General features: G+C 73.2%; 18 protein-coding genes. 8 read left to right on the forward strand and 10 right to left on the reverse strand.

The annotated features are described in order from the left end of the window. The first annotated feature begins 68 nt into the window (after positions 1 to 68). Both MHY49_RS06515 and MHY49_RS06520 read left to right on the forward strand, forming a co-directional pair. The gene (locus tag MHY49_RS06515) at positions 69 to 794 is read left to right on the forward strand and encodes a beta-ketoacyl-ACP reductase (protein ID WP_239203246.1); all 726 of its coding nucleotides are present in this window, start codon (positions 69 to 71) and stop codon (positions 792 to 794) included. Between the two features lie 79 nt (positions 795 to 873). Beyond that, on the forward strand, positions 874 to 1,395 hold the full coding sequence (locus MHY49_RS06520) for a histidine phosphatase family protein (protein WP_200500696.1): 522 nt from the start codon (positions 874 to 876) through the stop codon (positions 1,393 to 1,395). Between the two features lie 25 nt (positions 1,396 to 1,420). On the opposite strand, the gene serB is transcribed toward MHY49_RS06520, so the two are convergent. Both serB and glgC read right to left on the reverse strand, forming a co-directional pair. Continuing rightward, complete coding sequence (serB, locus tag MHY49_RS06525; protein WP_239203265.1) at positions 1,421 to 2,071, reverse strand: phosphoserine phosphatase SerB; 651 nt, start codon at positions 2,069 to 2,071, stop codon at positions 1,421 to 1,423. 147 nt (positions 2,072 to 2,218) lie between these two features. Then, positions 2,219 to 3,457, reverse strand: a complete 1,239-nt coding sequence (gene glgC, locus MHY49_RS06530; RefSeq protein WP_239203247.1) for a glucose-1-phosphate adenylyltransferase — start codon at positions 3,455 to 3,457, stop codon at positions 2,219 to 2,221. Between the two features lie 146 nt (positions 3,458 to 3,603). Here glgC and glgA point away from each other — a divergent pair, with 146 nt between their 5' ends. Continuing rightward, positions 3,604 to 4,806 (forward strand): glycogen synthase, encoded by a 1,203-nt coding sequence (glgA, locus tag MHY49_RS06535; protein WP_239203249.1) that lies wholly within the window; start codon positions 3,604 to 3,606, stop codon positions 4,804 to 4,806. A gap of 51 nt (positions 4,807 to 4,857) precedes the next feature. Here glgA and MHY49_RS06540 read toward each other — a convergent pair whose 3' ends face one another. From MHY49_RS06540 to MHY49_RS06550, 3 genes are read right to left on the reverse strand one after another with little or no spacing between them, the layout of a single operon-like run. After that, on the reverse strand, positions 4,858 to 5,664 hold the full coding sequence (locus MHY49_RS06540) for a hypothetical protein (RefSeq protein WP_200500693.1): 807 nt from the start codon (positions 5,662 to 5,664) through the stop codon (positions 4,858 to 4,860). Next, positions 5,661 to 7,178 (reverse strand): RNB domain-containing ribonuclease, encoded by a 1,518-nt coding sequence (locus tag MHY49_RS06545; protein WP_239203251.1) that lies wholly within the window; start codon positions 7,176 to 7,178, stop codon positions 5,661 to 5,663. Before MHY49_RS06545 ends, MHY49_RS06540 begins: the two co-directional genes overlap by 4 nt. A gap of 43 nt (positions 7,179 to 7,221) precedes the next feature. Continuing rightward, on the reverse strand, positions 7,222 to 8,616 hold the full coding sequence (locus MHY49_RS06550) for a cation:dicarboxylate symporter family transporter (RefSeq protein ID WP_370646015.1): 1,395 nt from the start codon (positions 8,614 to 8,616) through the stop codon (positions 7,222 to 7,224). A gap of 226 nt (positions 8,617 to 8,842) precedes the next feature. On the opposite strand from MHY49_RS06550, the gene MHY49_RS06555 reads away from it, so the two are divergent. Both MHY49_RS06555 and MHY49_RS06560 read left to right on the forward strand, forming a co-directional pair. Continuing rightward, the gene (locus MHY49_RS06555) at positions 8,843 to 9,634 is read left to right on the forward strand and encodes an ABC transporter ATP-binding protein (protein WP_239203252.1); all 792 of its coding nucleotides are present in this window, start codon (positions 8,843 to 8,845) and stop codon (positions 9,632 to 9,634) included. A gap of 1 nt (position 9,635) precedes the next feature. Next, positions 9,636 to 10,541 (forward strand): RNA methyltransferase, encoded by a 906-nt coding sequence (locus MHY49_RS06560; RefSeq protein ID WP_239203253.1) that lies wholly within the window; start codon positions 9,636 to 9,638, stop codon positions 10,539 to 10,541. Positions 10,542 to 10,639: 98 nt separating this feature from the next. Here the strand turns inward: MHY49_RS06560 and MHY49_RS06565 are convergent, their stop codons facing one another. From MHY49_RS06565 to MHY49_RS06580, 4 genes are all read right to left on the reverse strand, one after another. Then, positions 10,640 to 11,386, reverse strand: coding sequence for a class I SAM-dependent methyltransferase (locus MHY49_RS06565; RefSeq protein ID WP_239203254.1), 747 nt, complete (start codon positions 11,384 to 11,386; stop codon positions 10,640 to 10,642). A 114-nt stretch (positions 11,387 to 11,500) separates the two neighbouring features. Then, positions 11,501 to 12,148 (reverse strand): hypothetical protein, encoded by a 648-nt coding sequence (locus tag MHY49_RS06570; RefSeq protein WP_239203255.1) that lies wholly within the window; start codon positions 12,146 to 12,148, stop codon positions 11,501 to 11,503. A 104-nt stretch (positions 12,149 to 12,252) separates the two neighbouring features. After that, a complete protein-coding gene (locus MHY49_RS06575) occupies positions 12,253 to 13,284 on the reverse strand; it encodes an NAD(P)-dependent alcohol dehydrogenase (RefSeq protein ID WP_239203256.1) in 1,032 nt (343 codons plus the stop codon). Positions 13,285 to 13,378: 94 nt separating this feature from the next. Beyond that, positions 13,379 to 15,217, reverse strand: coding sequence for an HNH endonuclease signature motif containing protein (locus MHY49_RS06580; RefSeq protein ID WP_239203257.1), 1,839 nt, complete (start codon positions 15,215 to 15,217; stop codon positions 13,379 to 13,381). Positions 15,218 to 15,488: 271 nt separating this feature from the next. Here MHY49_RS06580 and MHY49_RS06585 point away from each other — a divergent pair, with 271 nt between their 5' ends. Genes MHY49_RS06585 through MHY49_RS06595 form a run of 3 tightly spaced genes read left to right on the forward strand, consistent with a single transcriptional unit; the run spans position 15,489 to position 22,132 of the window. Continuing rightward, positions 15,489 to 16,577 (forward strand): hypothetical protein, encoded by a 1,089-nt coding sequence (locus tag MHY49_RS06585; protein WP_239203258.1) that lies wholly within the window; start codon positions 15,489 to 15,491, stop codon positions 16,575 to 16,577. Next, positions 16,574 to 18,421 (forward strand): DNA polymerase Y family protein, encoded by a 1,848-nt coding sequence (locus MHY49_RS06590; RefSeq protein WP_239203259.1) that lies wholly within the window; start codon positions 16,574 to 16,576, stop codon positions 18,419 to 18,421. Before MHY49_RS06585 ends, MHY49_RS06590 begins: the two co-directional genes overlap by 4 nt. Before the next feature lie 54 nt (positions 18,422 to 18,475). After that, complete coding sequence (locus MHY49_RS06595) at positions 18,476 to 22,132, forward strand: error-prone DNA polymerase (RefSeq protein ID WP_239203260.1); 3,657 nt, start codon at positions 18,476 to 18,478, stop codon at positions 22,130 to 22,132. A gap of 26 nt (positions 22,133 to 22,158) precedes the next feature. Here MHY49_RS06595 and MHY49_RS06600 read toward each other — a convergent pair whose 3' ends face one another. Further along, positions 22,159 to 24,876, reverse strand: coding sequence for a YhgE/Pip domain-containing protein (locus tag MHY49_RS06600; RefSeq protein WP_239203261.1), 2,718 nt, complete (start codon positions 24,874 to 24,876; stop codon positions 22,159 to 22,161). Positions 24,877 to 24,945 lie beyond the last annotated feature (69 nt).

The following is a 24,945-nucleotide window of genomic DNA, read 5'->3' on the forward strand; positions in this document are numbered from 1 at the left end:
GAGCACCGGCCGTCCTCGGCCGCCCCGCGCATCCGCAGAGCATCCCAGCACAGCAAGGAGCACCACGCATGTCCCTCGAGAGCACGGAACCCCGCAGCGTCCTCATCACCGGCGGGAACCGCGGCATCGGCCGCGCGATCGCCGAGGAGTTCGTGCGCCGCGGAGACCGCGTGGCGATCACCTCGCGCTCGGGCCAGGAGGGCCCCGAGGGCACGCTCACCGTGACCGCGGACATCACCGACGGCGACTCGCTCGACGCCGCCGTGAAGCAGGCCGAGGCCGAGCACGGCCCCATCGAGGTGCTCGTGGCGAACGCCGGCATGACCGACGACCAGCTGCTGCTGCGCATGAGCGACGAGTCCTTCGAGAAGGTCATCGACACGAACCTCACGGGCTCCTTCCGCACCGTGAAGCGCGTCATCAAGTCGATGATGCGCAGGAAGAAGGGCCGCATCGTCCTCATCAGCTCCGTGGTCGCCCAGCTCGGCTCGCCGGGACAGGTGAACTACGCGGCGTCCAAGGCCGGCCTGCTGGGCATCGCCCGCTCGATCACGCGCGAGCTCGGTTCGCGCGGGATCACGGCGAACGTCGTCGCCCCCGGGTACATCGCGACCGACATGACCGACGCGCTGCCCGAGGACCTGCAGAAGAACTACCTCTCGCAGATCCCCGCCGGGCGCTTCGCCGAGCCCGCCGAGGTCGCCCGCGTGACCGCCTTCCTCGCGAGCGACGACGCGTCCTACATCTCCGGCGCCGTCGTGCCTGTCGACGGCGGCCTGGGCATGGGACACTGAGTCCCGCAGCGACCGTGCGTCCGGCGCCCCTGCGACCCCTGCCACCGGACACCCCAGACAGAAGGCGTGACTCGACCCGATGCCCTCCGACCCCGACAGTCGCCTGCTCCTGCTCATGCGCCACGGCAAAGCGGACAGCGCGCAGGATCCGGATCATGAGCGGGAGCTGACAGACCGCGGCCGCACGCAGGCCCGGATGACCGGCGAGTACCTCGAGTCGCAGGGCGTGCGGCCCACGCGCGTGCTCGTCTCCGACGCGGTCCGCACGCGGGAGACCTGGGAGTGCGTGCTCGCCTCGATGCCCGGCTTCGACGGCACCGTGGACTTCCTCCCGGAGATCTACGAGGGCGGGCCCGCGGAGGTGCTGGACCTCGTCCGCGCCACCGACGACGCCGAGCACGTGGTGATGGTCATCGGCCACGAGCCGACCATGGCCTCGCTCACGCACGGCCTGGCCGCGGAGGACTCCGACCCCGGATCCGTCGCCCAGACGAGGATCGGCCTTCCCACCGGCGCGCTCTGCGTGCTCTCTGGCAGCGTCCCGCACTGGTCGGACCTGGGGGAGGAGTCCCTCACGCTGCATACCGTCGTCCGCAGCTGAGGAGCCGGGAGCCGCACCGGACCGTTCAGGCGCGCTCGAGGACCCTCTCGAGGTGCGGCCACACGTCGAGCAGGCTCTCACCCTCCAGGTGCACGTCGGAGACCTCGACGAGGGCGGGCTTGCCCCGGAAGGCGATGCCGACGCCGGCGGCGCGCACCATGGGCGCGTCGTTCGCGCCGTCGCCGACGGCGACCGTCCGCTCGATCGGGACGCCGTGGCGGGCCGCGAGCTCCTCGAGGGTGCGGCGCTTGGTCTGCGCGTCGACGATCGGCCCGCTCACGCCTCCGGTGAGGCGGCCGTCGCGGATCTCGAAGCGGTTCGCGAGCACGTGGTCGATCCCGGCCGAGGCGGCGAGCTCGTCGATCGCCTCGTGGAATCCGCCGGAGACGAGCGCCGTCACCACGCCCGCCGCACGGCAGCGCTCCACCAGCTCGAGCGCGCCGGGGGTGGGCACGAGCGCGGCGCGGACCTCGGCGAGCACGCTCACGGGGAGCCCGGCGAGCGTCGCGACGCGCGCGTGCAGGGACTGGGTGAAGTCCATCTCGCCGCGCATCGCGCGCGCGGTGACCTCCTCGACCTGCGCGCGGGTGCCGGCGTGCTCGGCCACCAGCTCGATGACCTCCTGAGTGAGGAAGGTCGAGTCGACGTCGCTCACCAGCAGCGCCCGCGCGGGCACGTGCTGCTCAGGGCCCTGGTCAGCGGGGGCCGACGGGGTCGCGGGGTTCTCGGGGGACTCGTTCAACGCTCTCCTCGGTCTCGTCGGGCTCGGTGCCGTCGGCCGCTCCACGCGACCCCGGCCGGCGCTCGGCGCGGACCGTCAGGATCACGACGGGGTGATGACGACTCCCTTGCCGATCACGGTGAGACCGGACTCGGTGACGTGGAAGCCGCGGGCGCGGTCTTTCTCGGCGTCCAGCCCGATCTGCGTGCGGGGCGGGATCACCACATTCTTGTCGATGATCGCCCGGTGGACCTGGCAGTGCCTGCCCACCGAGACGCCGTCCATGAGCACCGAGTCGGAGACGCTCGACCACGAGTGCAGGCGCACCCCGGGGGAGAGCACCGAGTTCGAGACCTGGGCACCGGAGACGACCACCCCGGGCGAGACGATCGAGTCGACGGCCGAGCCCACGCGGCCCGGTCCGGCGTGCACGAACTTGGCCGGCGGCACGTTGCGCGTGCCCGCGAAGGTCGCCCACTTCTCGTTGTAGAGGTTGAAGACCGGGTGGATCGAGATGAGGTCCATGTGGGCCTCGTAGAAGGCGTCGAGCGTGCCGACGTCGCGCCAGTAGTCGCGGTCGCGGTCGGTCGAGCCGGGCACGTCGTTGCGGATGAAGTCGTAGACGCCCGCCTCGCCCTGGTCGACGAAGTAGGGGACGATGTCCCCGCCCATGTCATGGGCCGAATCGGGGTTCTCCGAGTCCTTGGTCACGGCCTCGACGAGCGCATCGGCCGTGAAGACGTAGTTGCCCATGGAGGCCAGGACCTGGCTGGGGTCGTCGGCGAGCCCGGCGGTCTCCTTCGGCTTCTCGACGAAGCGGGAGATGACCTCGGGCGAGGCCGGATCGGTCTCGATCACGCCGAACTGGTCCGACTCCTCGAGGGGCTGGCGGATCGCGGCGACGGTGCAGGCCTTCCCGGAGGCGATGTGGGCATCGACCATCTGCGAGAAGTCCATGCGGTACACGTGGTCCGCACCGACCACCACCACGTAGTCCGGCTTCTCCTCCTCGATGAGGTTCAGGGACTGGTAGATCGCGTCGGCGCTGCCGCGGTACCAGTGCTTGCCCATGCGCTGCTGGGCCGGCACCGGCGCCACGTAGTTCCCCAGCAGGGAGCTCATCCGCCAGGTCGAGGCGATGTGCTTGTCGAGCGAGTGCGACTTGTACTGGGTGAGCACGACGATGCGCAGGTACCCGGAGTTGACGATGTTGGACAGGGCGAAATCGATGAGCCGGTAGATGCCCCCGAACGGGACGGCCGGCTTCGCACGATCGAGGGTCAGCGGCATCAGCCGCTTGCCCTCGCCCCCGGCAAGAACGATGGCGAGCACGGTAGACATGAACCGAGCATAATGCCCATGTGGGGGCACTCACACACCGGACCGCCGATCGTCCCGTCGCCCCCGGTCGGGACGTCCCACGGACCACCGCGTCCTGCCGACCGACCCGCCCCGCAGACCATCGCCCCGCAGACCAGGAGGAGCCCATGCGCGTCGACCTGTTGACCAAGGAGTACCCGCCGGAGATCTACGGGGGAGCGGGCGTGCACGTCGCCGAGCTCACCCGGGTGCTGCGCGAGCACGTCGAGGTCCAGGTGCGCTGCTTCGGCGCGCCGCGCGAGGAGGCGGACACCACCGCCTACGAGGCGCCCGCGGACCTCGAGGGAGCGAACTCGGCGCTGCGCACGATGGGCACGGACCTGCCGATGGCCTCGGACTGCGCGGGCACGGACCTCGTGCACTCCCACACCTGGTACGCGAACTTCGCGGGCCACCTCGCCTCCCTGCTCCACGGCGTGCCCCACGTGCTGAGCGCCCACTCGCTCGAGCCGCTGCGCCCGTGGAAGGCCGAGCAGCTGGGCGGCGGCTACGCGCTGAGCTCCTTCGTCGAGCGCACGGCCTACGAGGGCGCCGCCGGCATCATCGCGGTCTCCGCCGGCATGCGTGCGGACATCCTCCGCTCCTACCCCGGCGTTGATCCCGCGAAGGTCCACGTCGTGCACAACGGCATCGACATCGACACCTGGCAGCCGAATCCCTCGACGGACGCCCTGAGCTCCCGAGGGATCGACCCCGAGGCGCCGACGATCGTGTTCGTGGGCCGGATCACCCGCCAGAAGGGCCTGCCGTACTTCCTGCGCGCGGTGCGCGAGCTGCCGCCGGAGGCCCAGGTCGTGCTGTGCGCGGGGGCTCCGGACACCCCGGAGATCGCCGCCGAGGTCGACTCCCTGGTCTCCGAGCTGCAGTCCACCCGCGAGGGCGTGCACCTGATCTCCGAGATGCTCCCGCGCGACGAGCTCACCCAGATCCTCAGCCACGCGACGACCTTCGTGTGCCCGAGCATCTACGAGCCGCTGGGCATCGTGAACCTCGAGGCGATGGCCTGCGGGATCCCGGTGGTCGCGAGCGCGACGGGCGGCATCCCCGAGGTCGTGGTCGACGGGGAGACCGGATACCTGGTGCCCCTCGAGCAGGTGCAGGACGGCACCGGCACGCCGCTCGACCCCGAGCGCTTCGTCGCCGACCTCGCGGCCACCCTCACCCGCATGATCGGCGACCCCGAGCGCGCCCGTGAGATGGGCGCGGCCTCGCGCCGCCGCGCGGCGGAGCACTTCTCCTGGACCGCGATCGCCGAGCGCACCCTCGAGGTCTACGAGACGGTGCTGCGGGAGCACGCGGCGCGGAGCTGACCCGCCGTCCCGCCGTCCCCGACGTGCCCGTCGTCTCCGTCGGGCGGCGGCTCAGCCGAGCTCGTCGGCGATCACGAGGCCGACGGTCTCCGTGAGCGCCTCGCGGGCCCCGTCGCGCAGATCGCGCAGCACCTCGCGGCGCTCGGACTCCTCGCCGAGGCCGCGGGCGAGCACGGAACCGGTCTCGAGCTCCTGATCGGCCAGCAGCAGGGTGCGCGCGGCGAGCGTCAGCAGGTGTTCGGCCGCGGGGCCGACGTGCCGCGGCAGGGGCACGGAGGTCCAGGTCGCCGGCAGCGCCTGCAGCGCGATCGCCTCCTCGGGGACGAGGTCGAGCTCGACCGTGCCCGAGGCCGCGCGCTGCAGGGACCGCAGGAACTGGTCGCGCGCCCCGCCGGCGCTCGGCACCGGTGCCGGGGCGCCCCCGCGCGCGGGGATCCGCCGCCAGGAGACGAGGGTCCCGCGCGTGCCGTCCGGTCCGAGCGCATCGGTGAGCGGCACGAGCGTGTGGTCGGCCATCCCGGCCGCGCTCACCACGATCGCCTGCTCCGCCTCGAGGGCGGAGGCGACGGCCTCGGGAGGGCCGACGAGCCCCGCGATCCGCCCGGCGACCGGGAGCACGAGATGGACCTGGGCGAGCGGCAGGCGGCGCAGGGACGTCATCCAGTCGAAGAGGTCCTCGCCGCCCCCGGTGGTCTGCCGGTGCCCGCTGCCCTGGGAGAGCACCGCGGCGTCGTCGGGGCCGATGTCCCCGCGCAGGTAGGCGGCGCTCCACAGCACGAGCGCCGCGGCGCGCGGCAGGGCGAGGGCGTCGGGATCGGGGCGCGCGCCGGTCTCGTCGTGCTCGGGCAGGGAGCTCATGACGCGGACTCCCCGACGGGCACGAACCGCGCGCCCGCTCCCGCCACGTCGACCGCCTCGAGCCGGACGCGCAGGGATCCGCCGAGCTCGCCGTCGGCCTCGACCCAGGCCGTGACGGGCGGATCCAGCAGCTGCACCTCGACGCGGGCCGGGGACATCCCACCGTCCTTCTTCGCGTCGGCCTTCTTCTCGCCCCCGCGGCGGTCGATGATCGTCCCCTCGAAGGTCTCGCCGACGAGCCCGGCGAGAGCCGTGCGCTCGACGAGGTCCAGGGCACGGCGCTCGAGGCTTCCCGCGACCGACCCCGTGGTCTGCATGATCTCGGGGAGCAGGGGGAGCGCCGCCGCGAGCGCGGGCGGCACCTGCTCGCCGCGCGCATGGTGCAGGCAGGTCAGCAGCACGAAGCGGTCGACGAGCCGGCGCAGGGGCGCGGTCGCGTGGGCATAGGGCGCGCCGAGCGCCGCCTGCTCGGTGTCCTCCGGGAGCTCGCCGGCATGGGTGAAGGCCGCGTAGGCGGCGCCGCGGAACAGCGACGCGGCCTGGTTGAGCAGGGCGAGATGGCGGGGATCGTGCCAGTCGAGCGTGCGCAGGAAGGCGCCGTAGTCGAGGTCCTCGGACCAGGGCACGCCGAGCGCCGCGGCCTGCCGGCGGAAGCGCCCGACGTTCTCCTCGGGGGCGGGCGGCATCGTGCGCAGGATGCCCGCGCCCCCGCGGATCATGAGATCGGCCGCGGCCATGCCCGTCATCAGCGAGATCTGCGCGTTCGCGTCCTCGATGGGCAGGATGCTGCGCCAGGCGAGGCGCACGCGGTCCCCGTCGGCCTCGACGTCCTGCTCGGGGATGTTCAGGCTCGCGCCGCCGCGCTCGGCCTCCTTCCGGGTGCGCAGGGCGCCGATCTCCTGCAGCAGGAGCATCATCGGGTGGCCGTCCCCGGCGTCGATCCCGTCCTGCACGGCCTCGTAGGCGAGCTTCTCGCGCGAGCGGACGACCGCCCGGCCCAGCGACGTCCCCGTGACCGTGCCGCTGCCGTCCAGGCGCAGGTCCCACACGAACGCGGGGGCCGCCTGGTCGGGGAGCAGCGAGGCGGCGCCCTCGGAGATCGTCGTCGGATGCAGGGGGATCCTGCGGTCGGGGAGGTAGACGGTCTCGCCGCGACGGCGGGCCTCGGCGTCGAGCACGGAGTCCAGGGCGACGAACAGGGGGACGTCGGCGATCGCGTAGCGCACCCGATAGCCGTCCGCCGTGCGCTCGAGGTGCATGGCCTGGTCGAGATCGGTCGAGGACGCCGGGTCGAGCGTCACGAAGGGGACGTCGGTCGCGTCCTCGTGGGCGTCGGCGCCCTCGCGCCAGGCGCCGGCGGCCGCCTCGGCCGCCGCGAGCACCTCGGCGGGGAACTCGACGCTCGGCGCGCCGTCGGCCGCGGCGTCGGCGAGCAGCGCGTCGATCGCGGCCGCGATCTCCGAGGCGGCGACGGAGCCCTTCGGGGCGCGCAGGGACACGGGACGGTGGGGCACGGCGGCCTCCTGTTTCGCAGGGCCGGGATCGGGCCCGGTCAGTCTACGAGCGCCCGCCCTCCTCGGCGACGACGTGCTGGGCGTCCTCCGGCTCGATCTCGTCGGCCGAGACGAAGGGGATCCGGCCCGAGAGCACCTCGGTGACGCGCTCGCGGTCGATCGTCCGGGTGAGCGTGCCGATCACGACGGTCGCGATCGCGTTGCCCGCGAAGTTCGTGATCGCACGCGCCTCGGACATGAAGCGGTCGATGCCCACGATCACCGCGACGCCCGGCACCAGGTCCGCCCGGTGCGCCGCGAGGCCGCCCGCGAGCGTCGCGAGGCCGGCCCCCGAGACGCCGGCGGCGCCCTTCGAGGCGATGATCATGAACACCAGCAGGCCGATCTGCTGGGGGATCGTCATCGGCATCTTCATGGCGTCGGCCACGAAGATCGACGCCATGGTCAGGTAGATCGCGGTGCCGTCGAGGTTGAAGGAGTAGCCGGTGGGCACGACGATGCCGACGGTCGACTTCTTCACGCCCATGTGCTCCATCTTCGCCATCAGCGTGGGCAGCGCGGACTCCGAGGAGCTCGTCGCGATGATGAGGATGAACTCCTGGACCAGGTACTTCAGCAGGGAGAACACGTTCACGCGCGTGACGGCGAACAGCACGAGGCCGAGGATGCCGACCACGAAGATGATGCAGGTGATGTAGAAGCCGATCATGAGCTTCACGAGCTCCCACACGGCGCCCACGCCCGAGGAGCCGACCACGGCCGACATCGCGCCGAACGCGCCGATGGGGGCGAGCCACAGGATCATCATCAGCACGCGGAAGACGACGCGGCGCGCGATCTCGACGGCCTCGAGGGCGACCTCGGCGGTACGTCCGCCCACGCCCTGGATGCCGAAGCCCACCAGGAGGGCCACGAGCAGCGCCTGCAGCACGGACCCGTCGGTCAGGGAGCTGACGAGGGTCTCGGGGATGATCGAGGCGATGAAGTCGGTGAGCCCGCCGGCCTCCTCGGCGTCCTTCACGTACTTGCTGACGTCGCCGTCCGTGGGGATCGTGAGGCCCTGGCCGGGCTGCAGGATGTTGCCGACGACCAGGCCGATCGCGAGCGCGAACGTGGACATGACGAGGAAGTAGACGAGGGCGAGCACGCCGATGCGGCCGACGGTCGCCGCGCTGCGCACCGAGCCGATGCCCAGCACGATCGTGCAGAAGATGATCGGCGCGATCATCATCTTGATGAGGGAGACGAACAGGTCGCCGAGGATCTTGAAGGAAGCGGCGGTGTCCGGGGCGACGAGGCCGAAGCCGATGCCGGCGAGCACCGCGATGATCACGGCGACGTACAGGATGTGCGGGCTGACCCGTCGGCGCTTCGGCGCCGACTGCTCCGTGCCGGGCATAGGCGACGAGGGGTCGGCGGCAGGATCGGGATGTGCCATGGGGCGCTCCTTCGCGTCGAGGGCTGTGGGGACGGGGGAGTGAGGAGGGACGGGGCGGTCGGCGCCGTGCACCGCGTCCGCGACCCCGGGCACCCTACCGTCCCCCTCGTCGGCGGGAGGCCGTTCTCCGCAACTCGGGCAGACGGCGGGGACAGTCCGAGCTCGGGCCGATCCCGGGCCGGGTCGCTGCACGGGAGGCCGCCCGGGAGCCGATAGGCTTCGGGTCATGTCCGAGGCTGCAGCACTCATCGATGTCGTCGTCCGCCGTGCCGGGAGGAACCTCCTGGACGGGCTCACCGTCAGCATCGGGGAGGGCGAGCGCTGGGTGGTGCTGGGCCCCAACGGGGCCGGCAAGTCGACGATGATCCGCCTGCTCGCCTCCCGCATGCACCCCACCTCCGGCACGGTCGAGCTGCTCGCCGAGCGCCTCGGCCGGATCGACGTCTTCGAGCTGCGCCCCCTCATCGGGCTCGCGAGCCAGGAGCTCGCCGACACCGTCCCGGGGCACGAGAAGGTGCTCGACGTGGTGGTGACCGCCGGCTACGGGGTCGTCGGCCGCTGGCGCGAGGAGTACGAGGACCTCGACCTCGACCGCGCCCGCACCCTGCTCGACGCCTTCGGCGTCCTCGCCCTCGAGGACCGAGCCTTCGGCACACTCTCCACCGGCGAGCGCAAGCGCGTGCTCTCCGCGCGCGCCCTGATGACCGACCCCGAGCTGCTGCTCCTGGACGAGCCCGCGTCGGGCCTGGACCTCGGCGGACGGGAGGAGCTCGTGCGCAACCTCGCCCGCCTCGCGATGGATCCCGCGACCCCGGTGACCGTGCTGGTCACCCACCACGTCGAGGAGATCCCCCCGGGCTATACGCATGCCCTGCTGCTGCGCGACGGGAAGGCGGTCGCCGCCGGCCCGATCGAGGAGACCCTGACCTCTCAGAACCTCACGCGCACCTTCGGGCTGCCGCTGGTCGTCGAGCGCCACGGCGAGCGCTTCAGCGCCCGCTCCGTGCAGCTGGACTGAGATGGCGGCACCGACCCCGGAGACCCCGACCGGGACGCCTGCGCACTCCGACTCGCAGCTCGTGACGATCACGGCGCTCGAGGACCCGCGGCTCGACGACTACCTGCGCATGACCGATGTGCGCCTGCGCTCGCACCTGGAGGTCGAGCGCGGCCTGTTCATGGCCGAGAGCTTCCACGTGATCGAACGGGCGATGGATGCCGGCTGCGTCCCGCGCTCCTTCCTCATGTCCCCGAAGTGGGTCGAGCACTTCGCGCCCCTGTTCGCGCGTTTCCCCGAGGTCCCTGTGTTCGTCGGGGAGGAGGGGCTCCTCGAGTCCCTCACCGGCTTCCACCTCCACCGCGGTGCGCTCGCGGCCATGCAGCGACCCGTGCTGCCCTCGGCCGCAGAGCTGCTGAGCACCGCACGCACCGTCGCGGTGCTCGAGAACATCGTCGATCACACGAACGTCGGCGCCATGTTCCGCTCGGCCGCCGCCCTCGACGTCGACGCCGTGCTCGTCACCCCGCGCTGCGCGGACCCCCTGTACCGCCGCTCGATCCGCGTCTCGATGGGCACCGTCTTCCAGGTCCCGTGGACGCGGTTCGGCGCCTGGCCGCACGCCCCGCATCCTCCCGGCGAGGACGCGACCCACGACGGCATGGACCTGCTGCACGACGCCGGCTTCGACGTGCTCGCCCTGGCCCTCACCGAGCATGCCACGGCGCTGGACGAGGTCGACCTGGGGGCCGGGCGGAAGGTCGCGCTCGTCCTGGGCGCCGAGGGCCACGGCCTCGAGCCGTCCACGCTGAAGGCGGTCGACGAGCACGTCGTCATCCCCATGAGCGGCGAGGTCGACTCGCTGAACGTCGCCGCCGCGAGCGCCGTCGTCTTCTGGCAGCGTCGGGCGGCGGTCAGGGCGGGCTGAGCCGCCCTGCCCCGTCCCGCCTCGTCCCGGGACCGCGAGGGCGAAGACTCCGTCTCGGGCCGACGGGCCGATCGCGCGCCCGACAGCCAGATCGCAGGTCACCCCACGCGGCGCGCGAGCAGGCTGAAGCTGTTGGGAAGGCGCCCGTCCCAGGCTGCCGCCGGCTCCGCGCCGTCGGGCCGCCAGAACGGCTCGGGATGCTCCTCGAACCGCTCGAGGTCGAACCCTCCGCGCACGAGGGTCATCACCGTCTCCGCGAGCGTGCGCTGATGCTCGGTCGCCCCGCGGCCGGGGAACGTGTCGTTGACGTGACGGGACGCGAAGTAGCCGCGGTCCTCGCGCACACGCGGGGCGTCGGGATCCCAGGTCCACAGCGGCACGAGCGGGTGCGCCTCGTGGATGAAGAGCCGGCCGCCGGGTCGCAGCAGCCGGTGCATCTCCGCCGTCCAGGCGCCGAGGTCCTCGATCCAGATCAGCGCCCCCTTGCCGGTGTACACGAGGTCGGCCGACGCGGTCCCGAGGCCCGTCTGCGGAAGCTCCGCGACGATGTAGCGGGCGGGGACGCCCAGCTCGTCGGCACGGCGCTGCGCCGCCTCGACCGCCGTCGGCGAGTAGTCCACGCCCCGCACCGAGGCGGCACCGAGGCGCAGCAGTGCATGATCGTCGATGCCGTGGCCGCTCTGCGGGTGGATCACCTCGGCATGCTCGACGAGGCCGTCGAGCAGGCGCTCCTCGCACGCGAGCAGTCGCGCGGTGCGCGCTTCGGCGAGCAGGCTCCCGTACTCGCGCACGTGCTTGCGGGAGGCCTCGTCCCACGCGCGCCGGGTCTCCTCATGGGTGTCCATGGGATGAGGCAAGCACTCGCCGCACTCACTGTCCAGGAGTTTCGACGACCGCGTCCTGCTCCTGCTCCGCGCCCCGCTGTGATTCCCTCCCCATCCAGGCTCCGCTGCGCAGGTTCAGAACAGCAGCCGCGACGCCGCCTGGCGCGGGGAGACCCGGACGCCGTGCAGCCCGAGGGTCTCCTGCGCACGCTCGGGTCCGTCGCACACGCGCGCGCCGGGGGAGTAGGCCGCCCGCTCGAGCTCGAAGAAGTCCCGCGCTCCTCCGTCGGCCCGGTCGCCGACCCGGGCGTCGGCCCGGTCGTCCGCCCGGTCGTCCGCCTCCTCTCGCGCGAGGAACGCGGGCAGCACATCGGGGTGCGGATGCTGCTCCCCGGGCGCGGCACCGGGCCGACGATCGGGGAGGATCCGATGCTGCACGAGATCGAAGGCGTTGATGTCGAGCGATGCGGCGAGCTCCGCGAGGTCGTCCCTGGCGATCTCGGCGCCGAGTCCGGTGAGATTCGCATGGAAGGCCTGACCTGCGGCGCACGCCTCGACGTCGGTGTACTTCCAGATGGGGATGCCCTCCCCGCCGTCGTCGTCCACGGGATACCGTCGCAGCGCCTCCTGCACGAAGGCCGCGATCCGCGGCACCGGCGGTACGGGTGTGCCGGTCTCGCCCCAGGCGTGGTCCGTGGCGAAGATGTGCTGGTTCAGGGCGGCGCAGGCGTCGATGGGGTCAGTGGGTGTCGGTCCGAGCCAGAATCCGAGTCGATAGAGCATGCGGCAAGCATGGCCCCACGCTTTCCGCTCCCTTCCCGGTCATCCACACCGTCGTTCCTCCACAATGATCGGCGCTGGTCAGGGTATGGGAGCGGGTGGTCGTCTCAGAAGGCGATCTGCAGCTTCACGTCCGTCGGCCGTCCCTCGAGGAAGCGCTCGAAGGCCTTCTCCGAGTCCTCGAACGCGAAGGTCTCGGTGACGAAGCGGCCCAGGTCAACGGCCTCGCTCGCAGCGAGATCGATCGCCTCCCGGTGCACGTTGGCATAGCGGAAGATCGTCTCGATCGAGATCCCTCGGCTCTGCGCCGTCGCGACGTCGAAGGCCACGGGCTCGACGGGCATGCCCACGAGCACCACGCGCCCGCCCGGCGCCGGGATCGTCCACAGGCTCCCGTAGGCGGGTGCGGCGCCCGAGGCCTCGATCACGACCTGCGGACCCCATCCCGACGTCTCCTCGCGCACCCGCTCACCGAGATCCTCCTGGGCGGCGTCGACCGAGATGATGCCCGCGAGGCCGTCGAGCAGTCCGAGCTTCGCGCTCTGCACATCGCTGATGAAGACGCGGCTCGCTCCTCCGGCGCGCGCGGCCAGCGCGGTCATGATGCCGATCGTCCCGCTGCCGACGACGGCGACGACGTCCCCGGGGGAGATCTGCGACTTCGTCGCGGCGAACATGCCGACGGCGAAGGGCTCGATGAGTGCGCCCTCGGCGAAGCTCAGGGCGTCGGGCAGGCGGTAGGTGAAGGCGGCGGGGTGGACGACCTCCTCGGCGAGGCAGCCGTCGACCGGCGGGGTCGCCCAGAAGCGCACGGCCGGGTCGACGTTGTAGCGGCCCTCGAGCGTCGCCCGCGAAGCGGGATCGGGGATGCCCGGCTCCATCGCGACGCGGTCGCCGACGGACAGTCCGGTGACGCCCTCGCCGACCTCGACGATCGTCCCCGCGCCCTCATGGCCGAGGATCATCGGCGCCTCGACGACGAACGGACCGATGCGGCCCTCGGTCCAGTAGTGGACGTCGGAGGCGCAGATGCCGACCGTGTGCATCGCGATCCGGACCTCGCCGGGGCCCGGGGCGCCGGGGGAGGGGACGTCCTCGATCCCCATCCGGCCCTTCTCCTGCAGCACCAGTGCACGCATGTCTCGCTCCTCCTCAGGATGGCTCCGAGCAGGCTACGGGGCAGGCCGGTACGAGGACAGTGCCGTTCGAGCGGCGGATTCGGGGGCGGGCAGGTCACGCACTGCGCGTGTCGGGGAGCCGATCGTCGTCGTGCCCGTCGTCGTCGCGGATCCGCGCGGCACGTCGGCGGTCACGCTCCCAACGCAGGTCCTCGATCCGGTGGATCGGCGGCAGCGGGGCTGCATCCCCGTCGAACGGATCGTCCTCGGGTGCGGTGATGGCCGACGGGATCGCGCCGGGCGCCGCGGGTGCCGCGCGCGCGGCACTGGACTCGGCGTGGGGCGGCGCCCCGGGAATCGCGTCGGGCATCGCGTCGGATGGGGTGCCCGGCGGCAGACCTGTCAGCGGGCTCGGGGAGACCGTGGCGGTGCGCCCGAGCTTCGATCTCCAGTGCACGCGATGCGGATCCGTCTCCTCGCCGACCCGCTCGGCGGTCCCGAGGAGCTCCTTGGTGCTGTTGCAGTAGGCGCACAGTCCCTGGCCGTCGTCCGCGCTGGTCGCGCCGCCCTGTGCATGTGGCTCGATGTGGTCGATCTGGCGGATGGCCGACGAGCAGTACGGTCCCGCGCAGCGGAAGTCGCGCAGCCGGACGAGGTATCCGAGCCGGGCAGGGAACGCGCGGGCGCGCGATTCCATGGCGATGAGCTCGCCGGAGGCGGGGTGGGTGAACAAGCGACGCAGGGTCAGCCGGGACTCCTCGTCGAAGAGCTCGGTCACAGGGGCCTCAGCGGCCTGCCGCGGGAGCAGGCCCTCGTCGCTCAGGGGGCTGTGGTCATCCTGCGCGGGCGCGTCCTCAGCCTGCTGCGCATCCTGCCCGGGCGCACTCGGCGCGGCATCGGGCACGGAACGGGGGAGTCGCTGGACGATCTCGTCGCGGACGGCTCGCGGCGGCACCGCTCCGTATCCCTCGATCATCGCCGGGTCGCCGTGATCCGGGGTGATCAGGGTGCGCTCGGTGATGACGACGCCGACCTCCAGGTGCACGGGGTCCATCTGCTCATCGCGTCCCAGCAGCGTGTCGGAGAAGAGATCCGCCATGATCTGCGCGTGGGTGCGCTCGTCACCCTGGGCCTTGAGCGACTGCGCCTCGACGGTGAGCCTGCGATGGATCGCGGCGGAGTCGAGCGCCGAGAGGTGCGCGTGGACGTGCCCCATGCCGTGGGCTCCCGGCGTGACCGTCACGCCGCGCTGCATGCGCGCACGCAGGTGCCGCCCGTCCTCACCCCGCGGATCGAGCTGCTGGGCGAGGGCGGAGACCTCCCGGCTCCACTGCGCGGGCGAGGCACCGTCGAGATCGGGCTCGCGCGCGGCGATGATCTGATCCACCTCCCGGCGCTGCTCCGGTTCGAGCGGGCCGCTGCTGCGCCCGATCGCATGGGCGGCGTCGACCCCGATGCGCCCGTCGGCCAGGGCCTCGAACATGCGCGGCATGTCCCGCACGAGCCGCTTCCCCGAGTTCAGCCGGGCGGAGGCGAGGGCGGGGGAGATCCGGGAGGCCATCCGGATCTCGCCGGCGGTCCGCCGTCCGTGATCGCGCTCGGCGACGCCGTGTGCGGTGTCCTCCTCGCGCAGGCGCTCGTCCAGGGCGGTGGTCACACGGATCTCGAGGGCACCGAGAGCGGAGCGCAGCTGTTCGAAGGCGGCGAGGGTGTCCGAGAGCTCGAACGCGGTGAGATCGGCATCCGCGGGACCGAAGGGCCCCTCCGGATCCTTCGCGAGCTGCCCCAGGGCGCGGGCGATGTCGGAGATCTCCAGACCGCTTCCGGGGGACGCGTCGACAGCGACCATCTCGCACACGTGCTCCGACCCCGCGGAGGCGTCGCGCAGCACGAGCTGACGGGCGCGGCCAGGGGTGCGGCGGGGGTCCTCCCCACCGCCGTCCCTCATCGGCATACACCGCATCGTGCCCGAAATGTCCATGTCCCCATGCAACACCATCGACCTCTCGGGCACCAGTGGTCGAACGCATGTTCTAGTGTGATATGCATCACGACATGGACCCATCGCCCCAGTTCGGATGTCGGTCCGACGCCCCAGGCTTCTCTGTGACCCCGCACCGGGAGGCTCTCCCGGTCGCCGCGGCCGCTCCGACACGGCGCGCGAGGGCGTACTATTCGAACGCGTGTTCGATGTCGGATGACGGCAGGACCGGAGGAGGTGGAGCATGAGCACGCATCTGCAGATGCACGAGGCGCCGAGGCAGGGGAAGGCATCGGCGCCGGACGAGGAGAGGAGGGCGCCGGGAAGAACGGCGAGAGGCGCGAGAGGAAGCCGGGAGGAGCGGCTCGCCCGCGCCCGCGCCGCACTCGGCGTCGCCGAGCGCACCACCGCGCGCCATGGCGGGAGGATCGACCGCACCGCGTTCTCCTCCGGCGGGCCGACGAGGCTCGGCGGGAACACGGATATCAGCGGAACGACGGATACCGGCGGCACGCCGGACCTCGGCGGGCCGACGGGGATCGTCGGCTCCGTCGGCCCCGGGGGAGCGTCCTCCGTCGGCCCCGGGGGAGAGTCCCGTCGGACCCCGACGGCCGGCGCAGACGCGGGAACCGCGGGGATGCAGGCGGCCGACGATCACAGCCGCGCGCCCCTGCCCCCGCCGCTCGCCCCGCTCACCCCCTACGGATCCCTGCGCGCGGGGAGCACGGTCGCGATCGACGGCTCCTGCTCGGTCTCCCTGATGCTCGCGATGGCCGCAGCGGCGGCGGGGGAGGACGGCTGGTGCGCGCTCGCGGGCATGCCCGACCTCGGCCTGCGCGCCGCACGCGACGCCGGGCTCGACCTCGAGCGCCTCGCGATCGCCCCGGCCACAGCCGTCGAGGGGATGCCCCAGCTGCCGCAGGTGCTGTCTGCGCTCGTGGACGGGGTCGGCGTGCTCGTGCTCGGTCCTCGGCTGCGACTGACGGCCTCCCTCTGGCGAAGCCTGACCGATCGGGCGCGCGCGCAGGACACCCTGGTCCTCGCCGCCGCGCCCGTCGCCCGTGCCGACCTGCATCTGCGGGCCGAGGCGGAGTCGTGGGAAGGGCTGGGACGGGGCACCGGCCGTCTGCGTCGGCGCACCCTGCGCGTGAGCGCTGCCGGACGCGGGATCCCCGAGGGCCGCGCCGTGGACGTGGTGCTGCCCGAGGTGCACGGCCTGCTCGCCGCGGCCCCTGCGCCCGACCGGGCCGCTCAGGACTTGGCCGCGCCCGACCGGGCCGCTCCGGACCAGGTCGTTCCCGCACCGCTGCGGGTGATCCGGAGGGCGGGATGAACGGAAGGGAGCTCCTGCTGCCCGGGTTCCCGAGCTCCGAGCAGGCCGGCGGGATGGAGCACGCCGGCGGGATGGAGGAGGCCGGCGGGGTGGAGCACGCCGGCTCCCCGCCCGCGACGCGCATCGCGGCCGTCGTCGTCCCCGCCTGGCCGCTCCTCGCCGCCCGGGAGAAGCTCGCCCGGCCGGGAAGAGCAGGAGAGACGGGAAGAGCGGGAGGAGGACGAGAGGAGAGGGCGGAGCACGCCGACGCGGAGAACGCAGCTGCCCCCGTCGTGGTCATGGACCGCCATCGGGTCTCCCATGCCGATGCCGCCGCCCTCGAGGTCGGCGTCGGGATCGGGATGCGCCGCCGCGCCGCGCAGGCCGCATGTCCCGAGGCCGTCGTCGTCGAGGCCGATGTCGAGCACGAGAGCGCCCTGTTCGAGCTGGTCGCGGCCGCCGTGGACACCGTCGCCGCGGGCGTGGACGTGCTGCGGCCGGGAGTGCTGCTGATGTCCGCGCGCGGCCCCTCCCGCCACCGCGGCGGGGAGGAGGCCCTCGCCGAGGCGGTCGTCGACGCGGTCGCCGAGCTCACCGGCTGGGACGCCGTCGTCGGCATCGCCGACGGCCCCTTCGCCGCGCTCCTGGCCGCGCGCTCGGGCAGGATCGTGCGCCCCGGACGCAGCCGCGACTATCTGGAGCCGCATGCGATCGCAGCCCTGCGCGACGCGCCCGTCGGCCCCGGATGGGGACACCGCGACCAGCCCGCGGCAGACGCCGACCGCACCCGCCGCGTGGACCTCGCCGAGGTCATCGACCTGCTCGAGCGCCTGGGCATCCGCACCCTCGGGGACTTCGCGGACCTTCCCGCGACCTCGGTCGCCGCACGCTTCGGGCCCGACGTCGCCCAGCTGCACCTGCTCGCGCGCGGGGGCGAGCCCACCCCGCCCCAGGCGCACCATCCCACGCAGCCCCTCGAGGTCGCGCGCACCCTGGACCCGCCGCTCGTGCGCGTGGACCAGGCGGCCTTCGCGGCCCGGCCGATGGCCGAGGAGCTGCACGGCATGCTCGTCGCGCGCGGACTGATCTGCACGCGTCTGCGGATCCTCGCGCTCACCGCCTCGGGCGAGGAGATGGAGCGCACCTGGCGCCACGACGGCGCCCTGTCCCCGGCCGACGTCGTGGACCGCATCCGCTGGCAGTGCGACGGCTGGATCACCCGGGCGCGACTGCGCGGCGAGCAGACCGGGCAGATCACGCGGCTCGCCCTCCAGCCCGTGCAGCTGCTCCCCGCGGGCGAGGGCGCGCCGGCGCTGTGGGGGAGCGCGGGAGAGGCCGCGCAGCGGGCCGGCCGCGCCTTCGCCCGCGCCCAGGGCCTCGCGGGGGAGGAGGCGGTGCTCGTCCCCGTCGAGGTCGGGGGCCGTCTGCTCGCCGAGCAGGTGGCGCTGGTGCCCTGGCGCAGCGAGCGGCCGACGGCGCGGCCCGGGCCGTGGCCGGGGTCGATGCCGCGCCCGCTGCCGTCGGTCGTGCTGCGCACCCCGCCGCTCGTGGTGCTGCGGGACGCGGAGGGCGCGGAGGTCGTGGTCACCGCCCGCGCCCTGCTGAGCGCCCCGCCCGCGGTCCTCGAGGTGCCGCGGGCGGGGAGCGCGGGGGCCGACGGGATCGAGGCGCTCGTGAGCCACGGCGTCGCCGCGGGCAGGGCCCACCGCGTGCTCGCCCACGGGGCGCCCACGGTCCTCGACGAGCGCTGGTGGCGGCCCGACGGTCGGCGCGCCGCCCGCCTCGCCGTCGTCATCGAGCCCGGGCACGCCCTCGTGCTGCTCAGCCGCGAGGGCGCCTGGACCGTGGAGGGGATCCATGACTAGGGGATCCACGACGAGGAGATCCATGACGAGGAGATCCGTGGCGGAGGAGTCCCGATGAGCCGCTGGTTCCTGGGTCCGCCCTCCTGGAACGACCTCGAGGCGCTGCTCTCGGACCGCCCCGTGCCGTCCGAGCGCGCGCTGCCGCCGCAGCATGCGCCGGCGGGGGAGCCGGGGGAGGGGGAGCCCGGCCCGTCGGCCCCGTCGACCGATGGCGGCCCCCGCACCGACATCGCCTATGCCGAGCTGCACGCGCACTCGCACTTCAGCTTCCTCGACGGCGCCTCGAGCCCCGAGGACATGGTCGACGAGGCCGCGCGGCTCGGGCTGCGCGCGCTCGCCCTCGTCGACCACGACGGGCTGCCCGGTGCGGTCCGCTTCTCGCGCGCCGCGCGCGAGGCGGGCCTCGCGACCGTGCTCGGCGCCGAGCTGACCCTGGGCAGCGAGCCCGGCAGCGAGCGCGCGAGCAGCACCCCCGTGCTCTCGCCCGAGCGCACCGGCGTCCCCGACCCCGAGGGCGAGCACCTGCTGGTCCTGGTGCGCGACGAGCAGGGGTACCGCGCGCTGTCGGCCGCGATCGCGCGCGCCCACCTCGACAGCAGGAAGAAGGCCACGCCCCGCTACCGCCTCGCCGAGCTCTCCCGGATCGCCCGCGAGGGGCACTGGCTCGTGCTCACCGGCTGCCGCAAGGGAGCGGTGCTGCGGGCGGTGCGCCCGCTCGTGGCCGACGGCGATCGCGAGGGCGCGACCTGCGCGGCGCAGCGCGAGATCGCCCGGCTGCTCGAGCTGTACGGGCACGGGAACGTCGCCGTCGAGCTCATGGTCGGCGGGGACGAGCTCGACGACGAGATCCACGACGCCCTCGCCCAGGGCGCGCGCCTCGTGCGCGAGGAGACGGGTCTGGACGAGCTCACCCTGCCGCTCGTGGCGACCACGAACGCGCACTGCGCCCGCCCCGCGGACACGCGCCTCGTGGACGTCCACGCCGCCCTGCGCGCGGGCACGTCCCTCGCCGAGGCCGATGCTCACCTCCCCTCGCGGCCCGGTCACCTGCGCAGCGGCGAGGAGATGGCGCAGCTGCTCCCGCGCCATCCCGGTGCGGTCGCGGCCGCGGCGCGGATGGCCGAGGAGTGCGCGCTGGACCTGCAGCTGCTCGCTCCCGACCTGCCTCCCTTCCCCGTGCCCGCGGGGCACACCGAGGACAGCTGGCTGCGCGAGCTCGTGGAGCAGGGCGGGCGCGAGCGCTACGGCCCGCGGCCCGGGTCGGGCGGGACGGACAGGACGGGCAGGACGGGCGGGACGGGCAGGACGGGCGGGGCCGCCGCGGCCGACGCGCCGGCCGCGGAGGAGCGGGTCCCCGGGGCGTGGGCGCAGATCGACCGGGAGCTGCAGATCATCTCCGGCCTGCACTTCCCCGGCTACTTCCTCATCGTCCACGAGATCGTCGCCTTCTGCGAGGAGGAGGAGATCCTGTGCCAGGGCCGGGGCTCGGCCGCCAACAGCGCCGTCTGCTACGCGCTCGGGATCACGGCCGTCGAGCCCGTCGGCCATCACCTGCTCTTCGAGCGCTTCCTCGCGCCCGAGCGGGACGGGCCGCCGGACATCGATCTCGACATCGCCTCCGACCGCCGCGAGGAGGTCATCCAGCACGTCTACGAGCGCCACGGCCGCGAGTGCGCCGCGCAGGTCGCCAACGTCATCAGCTATCGGGCGAAGCTCGCGGTGCGCGATGCGGCCCGCGCGCTGGGCTACGACGTCGGCACGCAGGACGCGTGGTCCAAGCGGATCGAGCGCTCCTTCCGCTCCCTCGCGGATGCCGACATCCCCGCCGACGTCGTCGAGCTCGCCCACCGTCTGCGCGACGCCCCGCGCCACCTGGGCATCCACTCCGGCGGCATGGTGCTCGCCGACCGCCCGGTGATCGAGATCTGCCCCGTGCAGTGGGCGGCGATGGAGGACCGCAGCGTGCTGCAGTGGGACAAGGACGACTGCGCCGACGCGGGCCTGGTCAAGTTCGACCTGCTGGGCCTCGGGATGCTCACCGCGATCGACCACTGCCTGCGCCTCGTGGCCGAGCACCACGGGGAGCGCCACGGCCTGCGCACCCTCCCGCAGGAGGACCCCGCGGTCTACGACATGCTGTGCGCGGGCGACAGCGTGGGCGTCTTCCAGGTCGAGTCGCGCGCGCAGATCGCGACCCTGCCGCGGCTGCGTCCCGAGTGCTTCTACGACCTCGTCGTCGAGGTCGCCCTGATCCGTCCCGGCCCCATCCAGGGCGGCTCCGTGCACCCCTACATCCGCCGTCGGACGGGGGAGGAGGAGACCACCTACCTGCATCCGCTGCTCGAGAAGTCCCTGGGCCGCACCTACGGGGTGCCGCTGTTCCAGGAGCAGCTCATGCAGATGGCGGTCGACGTCGCCGACTTCACCCCGGCGCTCGCGGACCAGCTGCGCCGCGCCATGGGCTCCAAGCGGTCCACGGAGAAGATGCTCGCGCTCTCGGACCAGCTGTTCGCGGGCATGGCGCGCCACGGGATCACGGGGGAGGACGCCGAGGCGATCCAGCGCAAGCTGCTGGCCTTCGCGAACTACGGCTTCCCCGAGTCCCACGCCTACTCCTTCGCCTACATCGTGTACGCGAGCGCCTACCTCAAGTGCCACTACCCGGCCGCGTTCACCGCGGCGCTGCTGCGCTCCCAGCCGATGGGCTTCTACTCCCCGCAGTCCCTCGTGGCCGACGCCCGCCGCCACGGCGTCCTCACCCGCGGGGTCGACGTCACCGTCTCCGAGGTGCAGACCGGGCTCGAGACCGATGCTGGGAACACGGGGAACACGGGGGACACGGGAGGCGCAGGGGACGGGACGGGCCATCGCGCGTACACGCTGCCCGGCAACGAGGACGTGCTGGGCCCGGCCGCGCGGCACCGGGGCCCGGAGGGCTGGACGGACCCGGAGAAGGACGCCCTGCGCGCCGCGCGCCCGCAGGTCACGGGGGAGGCGGCGCGACGGGGGCCGGTGATCCGGCTGGGCCTGACGCAGGTGCGCGGGATCGGGGAGGACAAGGCCGAGGAGATCGTGAGCGCCCGCGAGAAGGAGGGGCCCTTCGCCTCCATCAGCGACCTCGCGCGGCGGGTGCGCCTCAGCGCCCGTCAGCTCGAGGCGCTCGCGACCGCCGGGGCGCTCGACGCCCTCGCGCCCTCGCGCCGACAGGCCCTGTGGGCCGCGGGCGCTGCGGCGCAGGAGTCGCCCGACGTGCTGCCGCACCTGGCCATCGGGGCCGACGCGCCGATGCTGCCCGGGCTCAGCGACGCCGAGATCGCCGCCGCCGACTCCTGGGCCACGGGCATCACGCTCGCCGACCACCCGATGGTGCTCGTGCGCGAGGAGATGGAGGAGGCGGGCGTGCTCTCCATCCGCGGGGCGCGCGCGGCCGAGGACTCCACGCGCATCCGCGTGGGCGGGGTGATCACGCACCGCCAGCGGCCCGCGACGGCCAGCGGCATCACCTTCCTCAGCCTCGAGGACGAGACCGGGATCCTCAACGTGGTCTGCTCGAAGGGGTTCTGGTCACGGCACCGGGCGGTGCTGCGCACCTCGCGCTCGGTGGTGGTCCGCGGGATCGTCGAGAACCTCACCGGCGCCGTGAACCTCGTGGCCGACGGGGTCGAGGTGCTCGAGCTCGCCGGCGCCGGGAGGTCCCGGGACTTCCACTGAGCGCGGAGGCCCCGGGACGGACCGGCTCAGGCGGCCGCGTGGGCGCCGCCGCGCGCGTGCTTCGGCGGTTTCGCGGGTTTCACCGTGCGCGCGTTCCGGGAGGCCACCAGGGTGACGAGCACCGAGACCGCGAACCAGGCGGCGATCGAGAGCAGCGTCGCGGTCGTCGAGGTGAGGGACCCTCCGAGCGAGGCGTGCACGAGGCCGCGGCTGACGATCGTGATCGGCATCAGCCCGCTCACCGACTGCAGCAGCTCCGGGGCCGTCTGCAGCGGCAGGATGCCCACGAGCACCACCACCTGCAGCACCATCAGCACGATCGAGAGGATCCTGCCGATCCGGTCCCCGAGCAGGGCGAGCAGCGCCTGGTGGAAGGCCGCGAACATCACCGCCCCCGCCAGGCACACGAGCCCCACCGCGAGCGGCGAGACCGGCGAGATGCCGATCGCCGTGATCACCGCGAGCACCGCCACCGTCTGCACGATCGCCAGCAGCAGGCCGGGCACGAGCGAGCGCAGCACGACCTTCCACATCGGCACCGCGCCGTCCAGCAGGCGCTTGGAGAGCGCGGGCATCAGCAGGAAAGTGCCGAAGGCGCCCAGCCACAGGGCCAGCGCCACCACGAACGGGAACGTCGCGGTGGCCGCGCCCGAGGCCTCGTTCGCCCGCGAGGAGAACGTCGAGATGGGCTGGGCGCCCATCGTCGACATCTTCTCGCGGTCGCCCTTGGAGTAGCTCGGGATCTGATCGGCGCCCTTCGCGAGGCCGTCCGAGAGCTTCCCGGTGCCGTCGGAGAGCTGGTCCGCGCCGTCGGCGAGCTTGTCGTTGCCGTCGGCGAGCTTCTCGGTGCCCTCGGCCAGCCCGGAGGCGCCGTCCGCGAGGCCCTGGGTGCCGGTGACCAGCTGGTCGGTGCCGTCGGCGAGCTTCGAGGAGCCGTCCGCGAGGGTGTCCGCGCCGTCCGCGCTCGAGCGCGCGCCGTCGGCGAGGTCGGAGGCGCCGTCCGCGAGGGAGTGCGCGCCCTTCGCGCTCTTGCCGGTGCCGTCGGCGAGCTTCGTGGCGCCGTCGGAGAGGTCCGAGGCGCCCTCGGCGCTCGACGCCGTGCCGTCGGCGACCTTGGTCGCGCCGTCGGAGAGGTCGTCGACGCCGCCCGCGAAGCCGTGCAGGCCCTTGTCGAACTCCTGGAGTCCGTCGACGAGATCGGGCACCTGGGTGCTGAAGGTGTCCGCGCCCTCGGCGACCTGCTTCGCGCCCGCCGCCAGGCCCGGGTTCTTCGCGGTGCCGTCGCCCTCGAAGACCTGGGAGACGCCCGAGGTGTACTGGTCGATGCCGTCGGCGGTCTGCTGTGCCGCCGACTTCAGATCGGTCGTGCCATCGCCGGCCAGAGCCGTGTCGAGTCCTTCGGTCTGCTTCTGCAGCGCCGCGGACGCGGTGGCGCACTTCTCCGCGTCGACCTGATCGACGCAGTACGTCTGCACGTCCTTCGAGACCTGATCCAGGCTCTGCTCGGGGTTCGCCTCCGTGCCCTTCACGACCGTGTCGATCGCCGTGACGCCCTCGGAGACGCCCGCCGATCCCTTGCCCAGATCATCGCCCGAGCCCTTCAGGCCGGGGTTCTGCGCGGTGCCGTCTCCGTTCCAGGCCGTGTCCGCGCCGTCGCCCACCTGCTCGGCGCCGTCCGCGAGCTGCTTCGCGCCCTCGGCGAGGCCGGGGTTCTTCGCCGTGCCGTCGCCGGCGATGCCCTCGGTGATCGCGTCGGCCGCGGGGACCAGGCCGGGGTTCTTCTCGGTGCCGTCGCCGCGCAGTCCGGTCTTCAGGGCGCCCACGCCGTCGGCCACGCCCTGGGAGCCGTCGGCGAGGTCGTCGAGGCCGCCGGAGAGCTTCTTCGTGCCGTCGGCGAGTCCGTCGGCCCCGTCCGAGAGGTCGTCGAGGCCGTCGGCCAGGTCGCTCGTGCCGCTCGACAGCGAGTCCGTGCCGTCGGCGAGGGTGCCGAGCCCCGTCGCGAGGCTCTTGTTGCCGTCGGCGACGCCGTGCGCGCCCTCGGCGAGCTCGGGCGTGGAGTCGGCGAGCTCCTGGGAGCCGTCCGAGAGGTCGCCCGCGCCGTCGGCGAGGTCGTGGGTGCCGTCGGCGGACTTCTTCACACCGTCGTCGAGCTGGTCAGCGCCGTCGGAGAGATCCGCCGAACTGTCGGCCACGTCCTTGAAGTTGTCGTGCATGTCGTTGAAGCCGACGTACAGCTGATCGAGGTACTGCTCGGTGAACTGGCTGCCCATCGACTGCGAGGCGGCCGTGGCGACCGCGTTGCCGATGAGTCCGTCGAGCATCCCGGAGGAGTCGTCGGTGAGCACCTGCACCTGTGCCTTCGCCGCGTCGGTCGAGCCGATCGAGGCGAGGTTCTTCGAGAAGTCCTTCGGGATCACGATGATGGCCGAGTAGGAGCCGTCCTTGAGCCCGTCCTTCGCATCGTCCTGCGAGGTCAGCTGCCAGTCGAAGCCGGTCTGCTGGTCCGAGTCCTTCGCGGTCGAGGGCTGGGTGAGCGCGCCCGCGAGCGTGCGGCCGAGCGGCACCTTCTGGTCCTTGCCGTCGACCTTCATGGTGGCGCCCTCGTCGAGGTTCACCACGGCGGCCGGCACCCGGTCGATGTTGTCCACGCGGCCGGTCAGCGCCCACATGCCGATGCCCGCCACCAGCAGCGGCAGCAGCAGGACGATCACCAGGGAGGGGATGTGGCGGGAGAGCGTTCTCATGCGTGGGCTCCTTCCACGACGGGGGTGGAGTGGGAATGCGCGGAGGCGGCAGGGGCGGGGCTGTCTCTT

The organism is Brachybacterium sp. ACRRE, from assembly GCF_022346485.1.
GTDB classification, from domain to species: Bacteria; Actinomycetota; Actinomycetes; order Actinomycetales; family Dermabacteraceae; genus Brachybacterium; species Brachybacterium halotolerans.

What these genes read in the sequence shown, in the direction of transcription:
- MHY49_RS06565 (WP_239203254.1), bottom strand. Translation starts at nt 11,386, where the DNA reads ATGGACACCCATGAGGAGACCCGGCGCGCGTGGGACGAGGCCTCCCGC.
- glgC (WP_239203247.1), bottom strand. Translation starts at nt 3,457, where the DNA reads ATGTCTACCGTGCTCGCCATCGTTCTTGCCGGGGGCGAGGGCAAGCGG.
- MHY49_RS06515 (WP_239203246.1), top strand. Translation starts at nt 69, where the DNA reads ATGTCCCTCGAGAGCACGGAACCCCGCAGCGTCCTCATCACCGGCGGG.
- MHY49_RS06560 (WP_239203253.1), top strand. Translation starts at nt 9,636, where the DNA reads ATGGCGGCACCGACCCCGGAGACCCCGACCGGGACGCCTGCGCACTCC.
- MHY49_RS06575 (WP_239203256.1), bottom strand. Translation starts at nt 13,284, where the DNA reads ATGCGTGCACTGGTGCTGCAGGAGAAGGGCCGGATGGGGATCGAGGAC.
- MHY49_RS06580 (WP_239203257.1), bottom strand. Translation starts at nt 15,217, where the DNA reads ATGCCGATGAGGGACGGCGGTGGGGAGGACCCCCGCCGCACCCCTGGC.
- MHY49_RS06570 (WP_239203255.1), bottom strand. Translation starts at nt 12,148, where the DNA reads ATGCTCTATCGACTCGGATTCTGGCTCGGACCGACACCCACTGACCCC.
- MHY49_RS06550 (WP_370646015.1), bottom strand. Translation starts at nt 8,616, where the DNA reads ATGGCACATCCCGATCCTGCCGCCGACCCCTCGTCGCCTATGCCCGGC.
- MHY49_RS06555 (WP_239203252.1), top strand. Translation starts at nt 8,843, where the DNA reads ATGTCCGAGGCTGCAGCACTCATCGATGTCGTCGTCCGCCGTGCCGGG.
- MHY49_RS06600 (WP_239203261.1), bottom strand. Translation starts at nt 24,876, where the DNA reads ATGAGAACGCTCTCCCGCCACATCCCCTCCCTGGTGATCGTCCTGCTG.
- MHY49_RS06540 (WP_200500693.1), bottom strand. Translation starts at nt 5,664, where the DNA reads ATGAGCTCCCTGCCCGAGCACGACGAGACCGGCGCGCGCCCCGATCCC.
- MHY49_RS06595 (WP_239203260.1), top strand. Translation starts at nt 18,476, where the DNA reads ATGAGCCGCTGGTTCCTGGGTCCGCCCTCCTGGAACGACCTCGAGGCG.
- MHY49_RS06585 (WP_239203258.1), top strand. Translation starts at nt 15,489, where the DNA reads ATGAGCACGCATCTGCAGATGCACGAGGCGCCGAGGCAGGGGAAGGCA.
- MHY49_RS06520 (WP_200500696.1), top strand. Translation starts at nt 874, where the DNA reads ATGCCCTCCGACCCCGACAGTCGCCTGCTCCTGCTCATGCGCCACGGC.
- glgA (WP_239203249.1), top strand. Translation starts at nt 3,604, where the DNA reads ATGCGCGTCGACCTGTTGACCAAGGAGTACCCGCCGGAGATCTACGGG.
- MHY49_RS06590 (WP_239203259.1), top strand. Translation starts at nt 16,574, where the DNA reads ATGAACGGAAGGGAGCTCCTGCTGCCCGGGTTCCCGAGCTCCGAGCAG.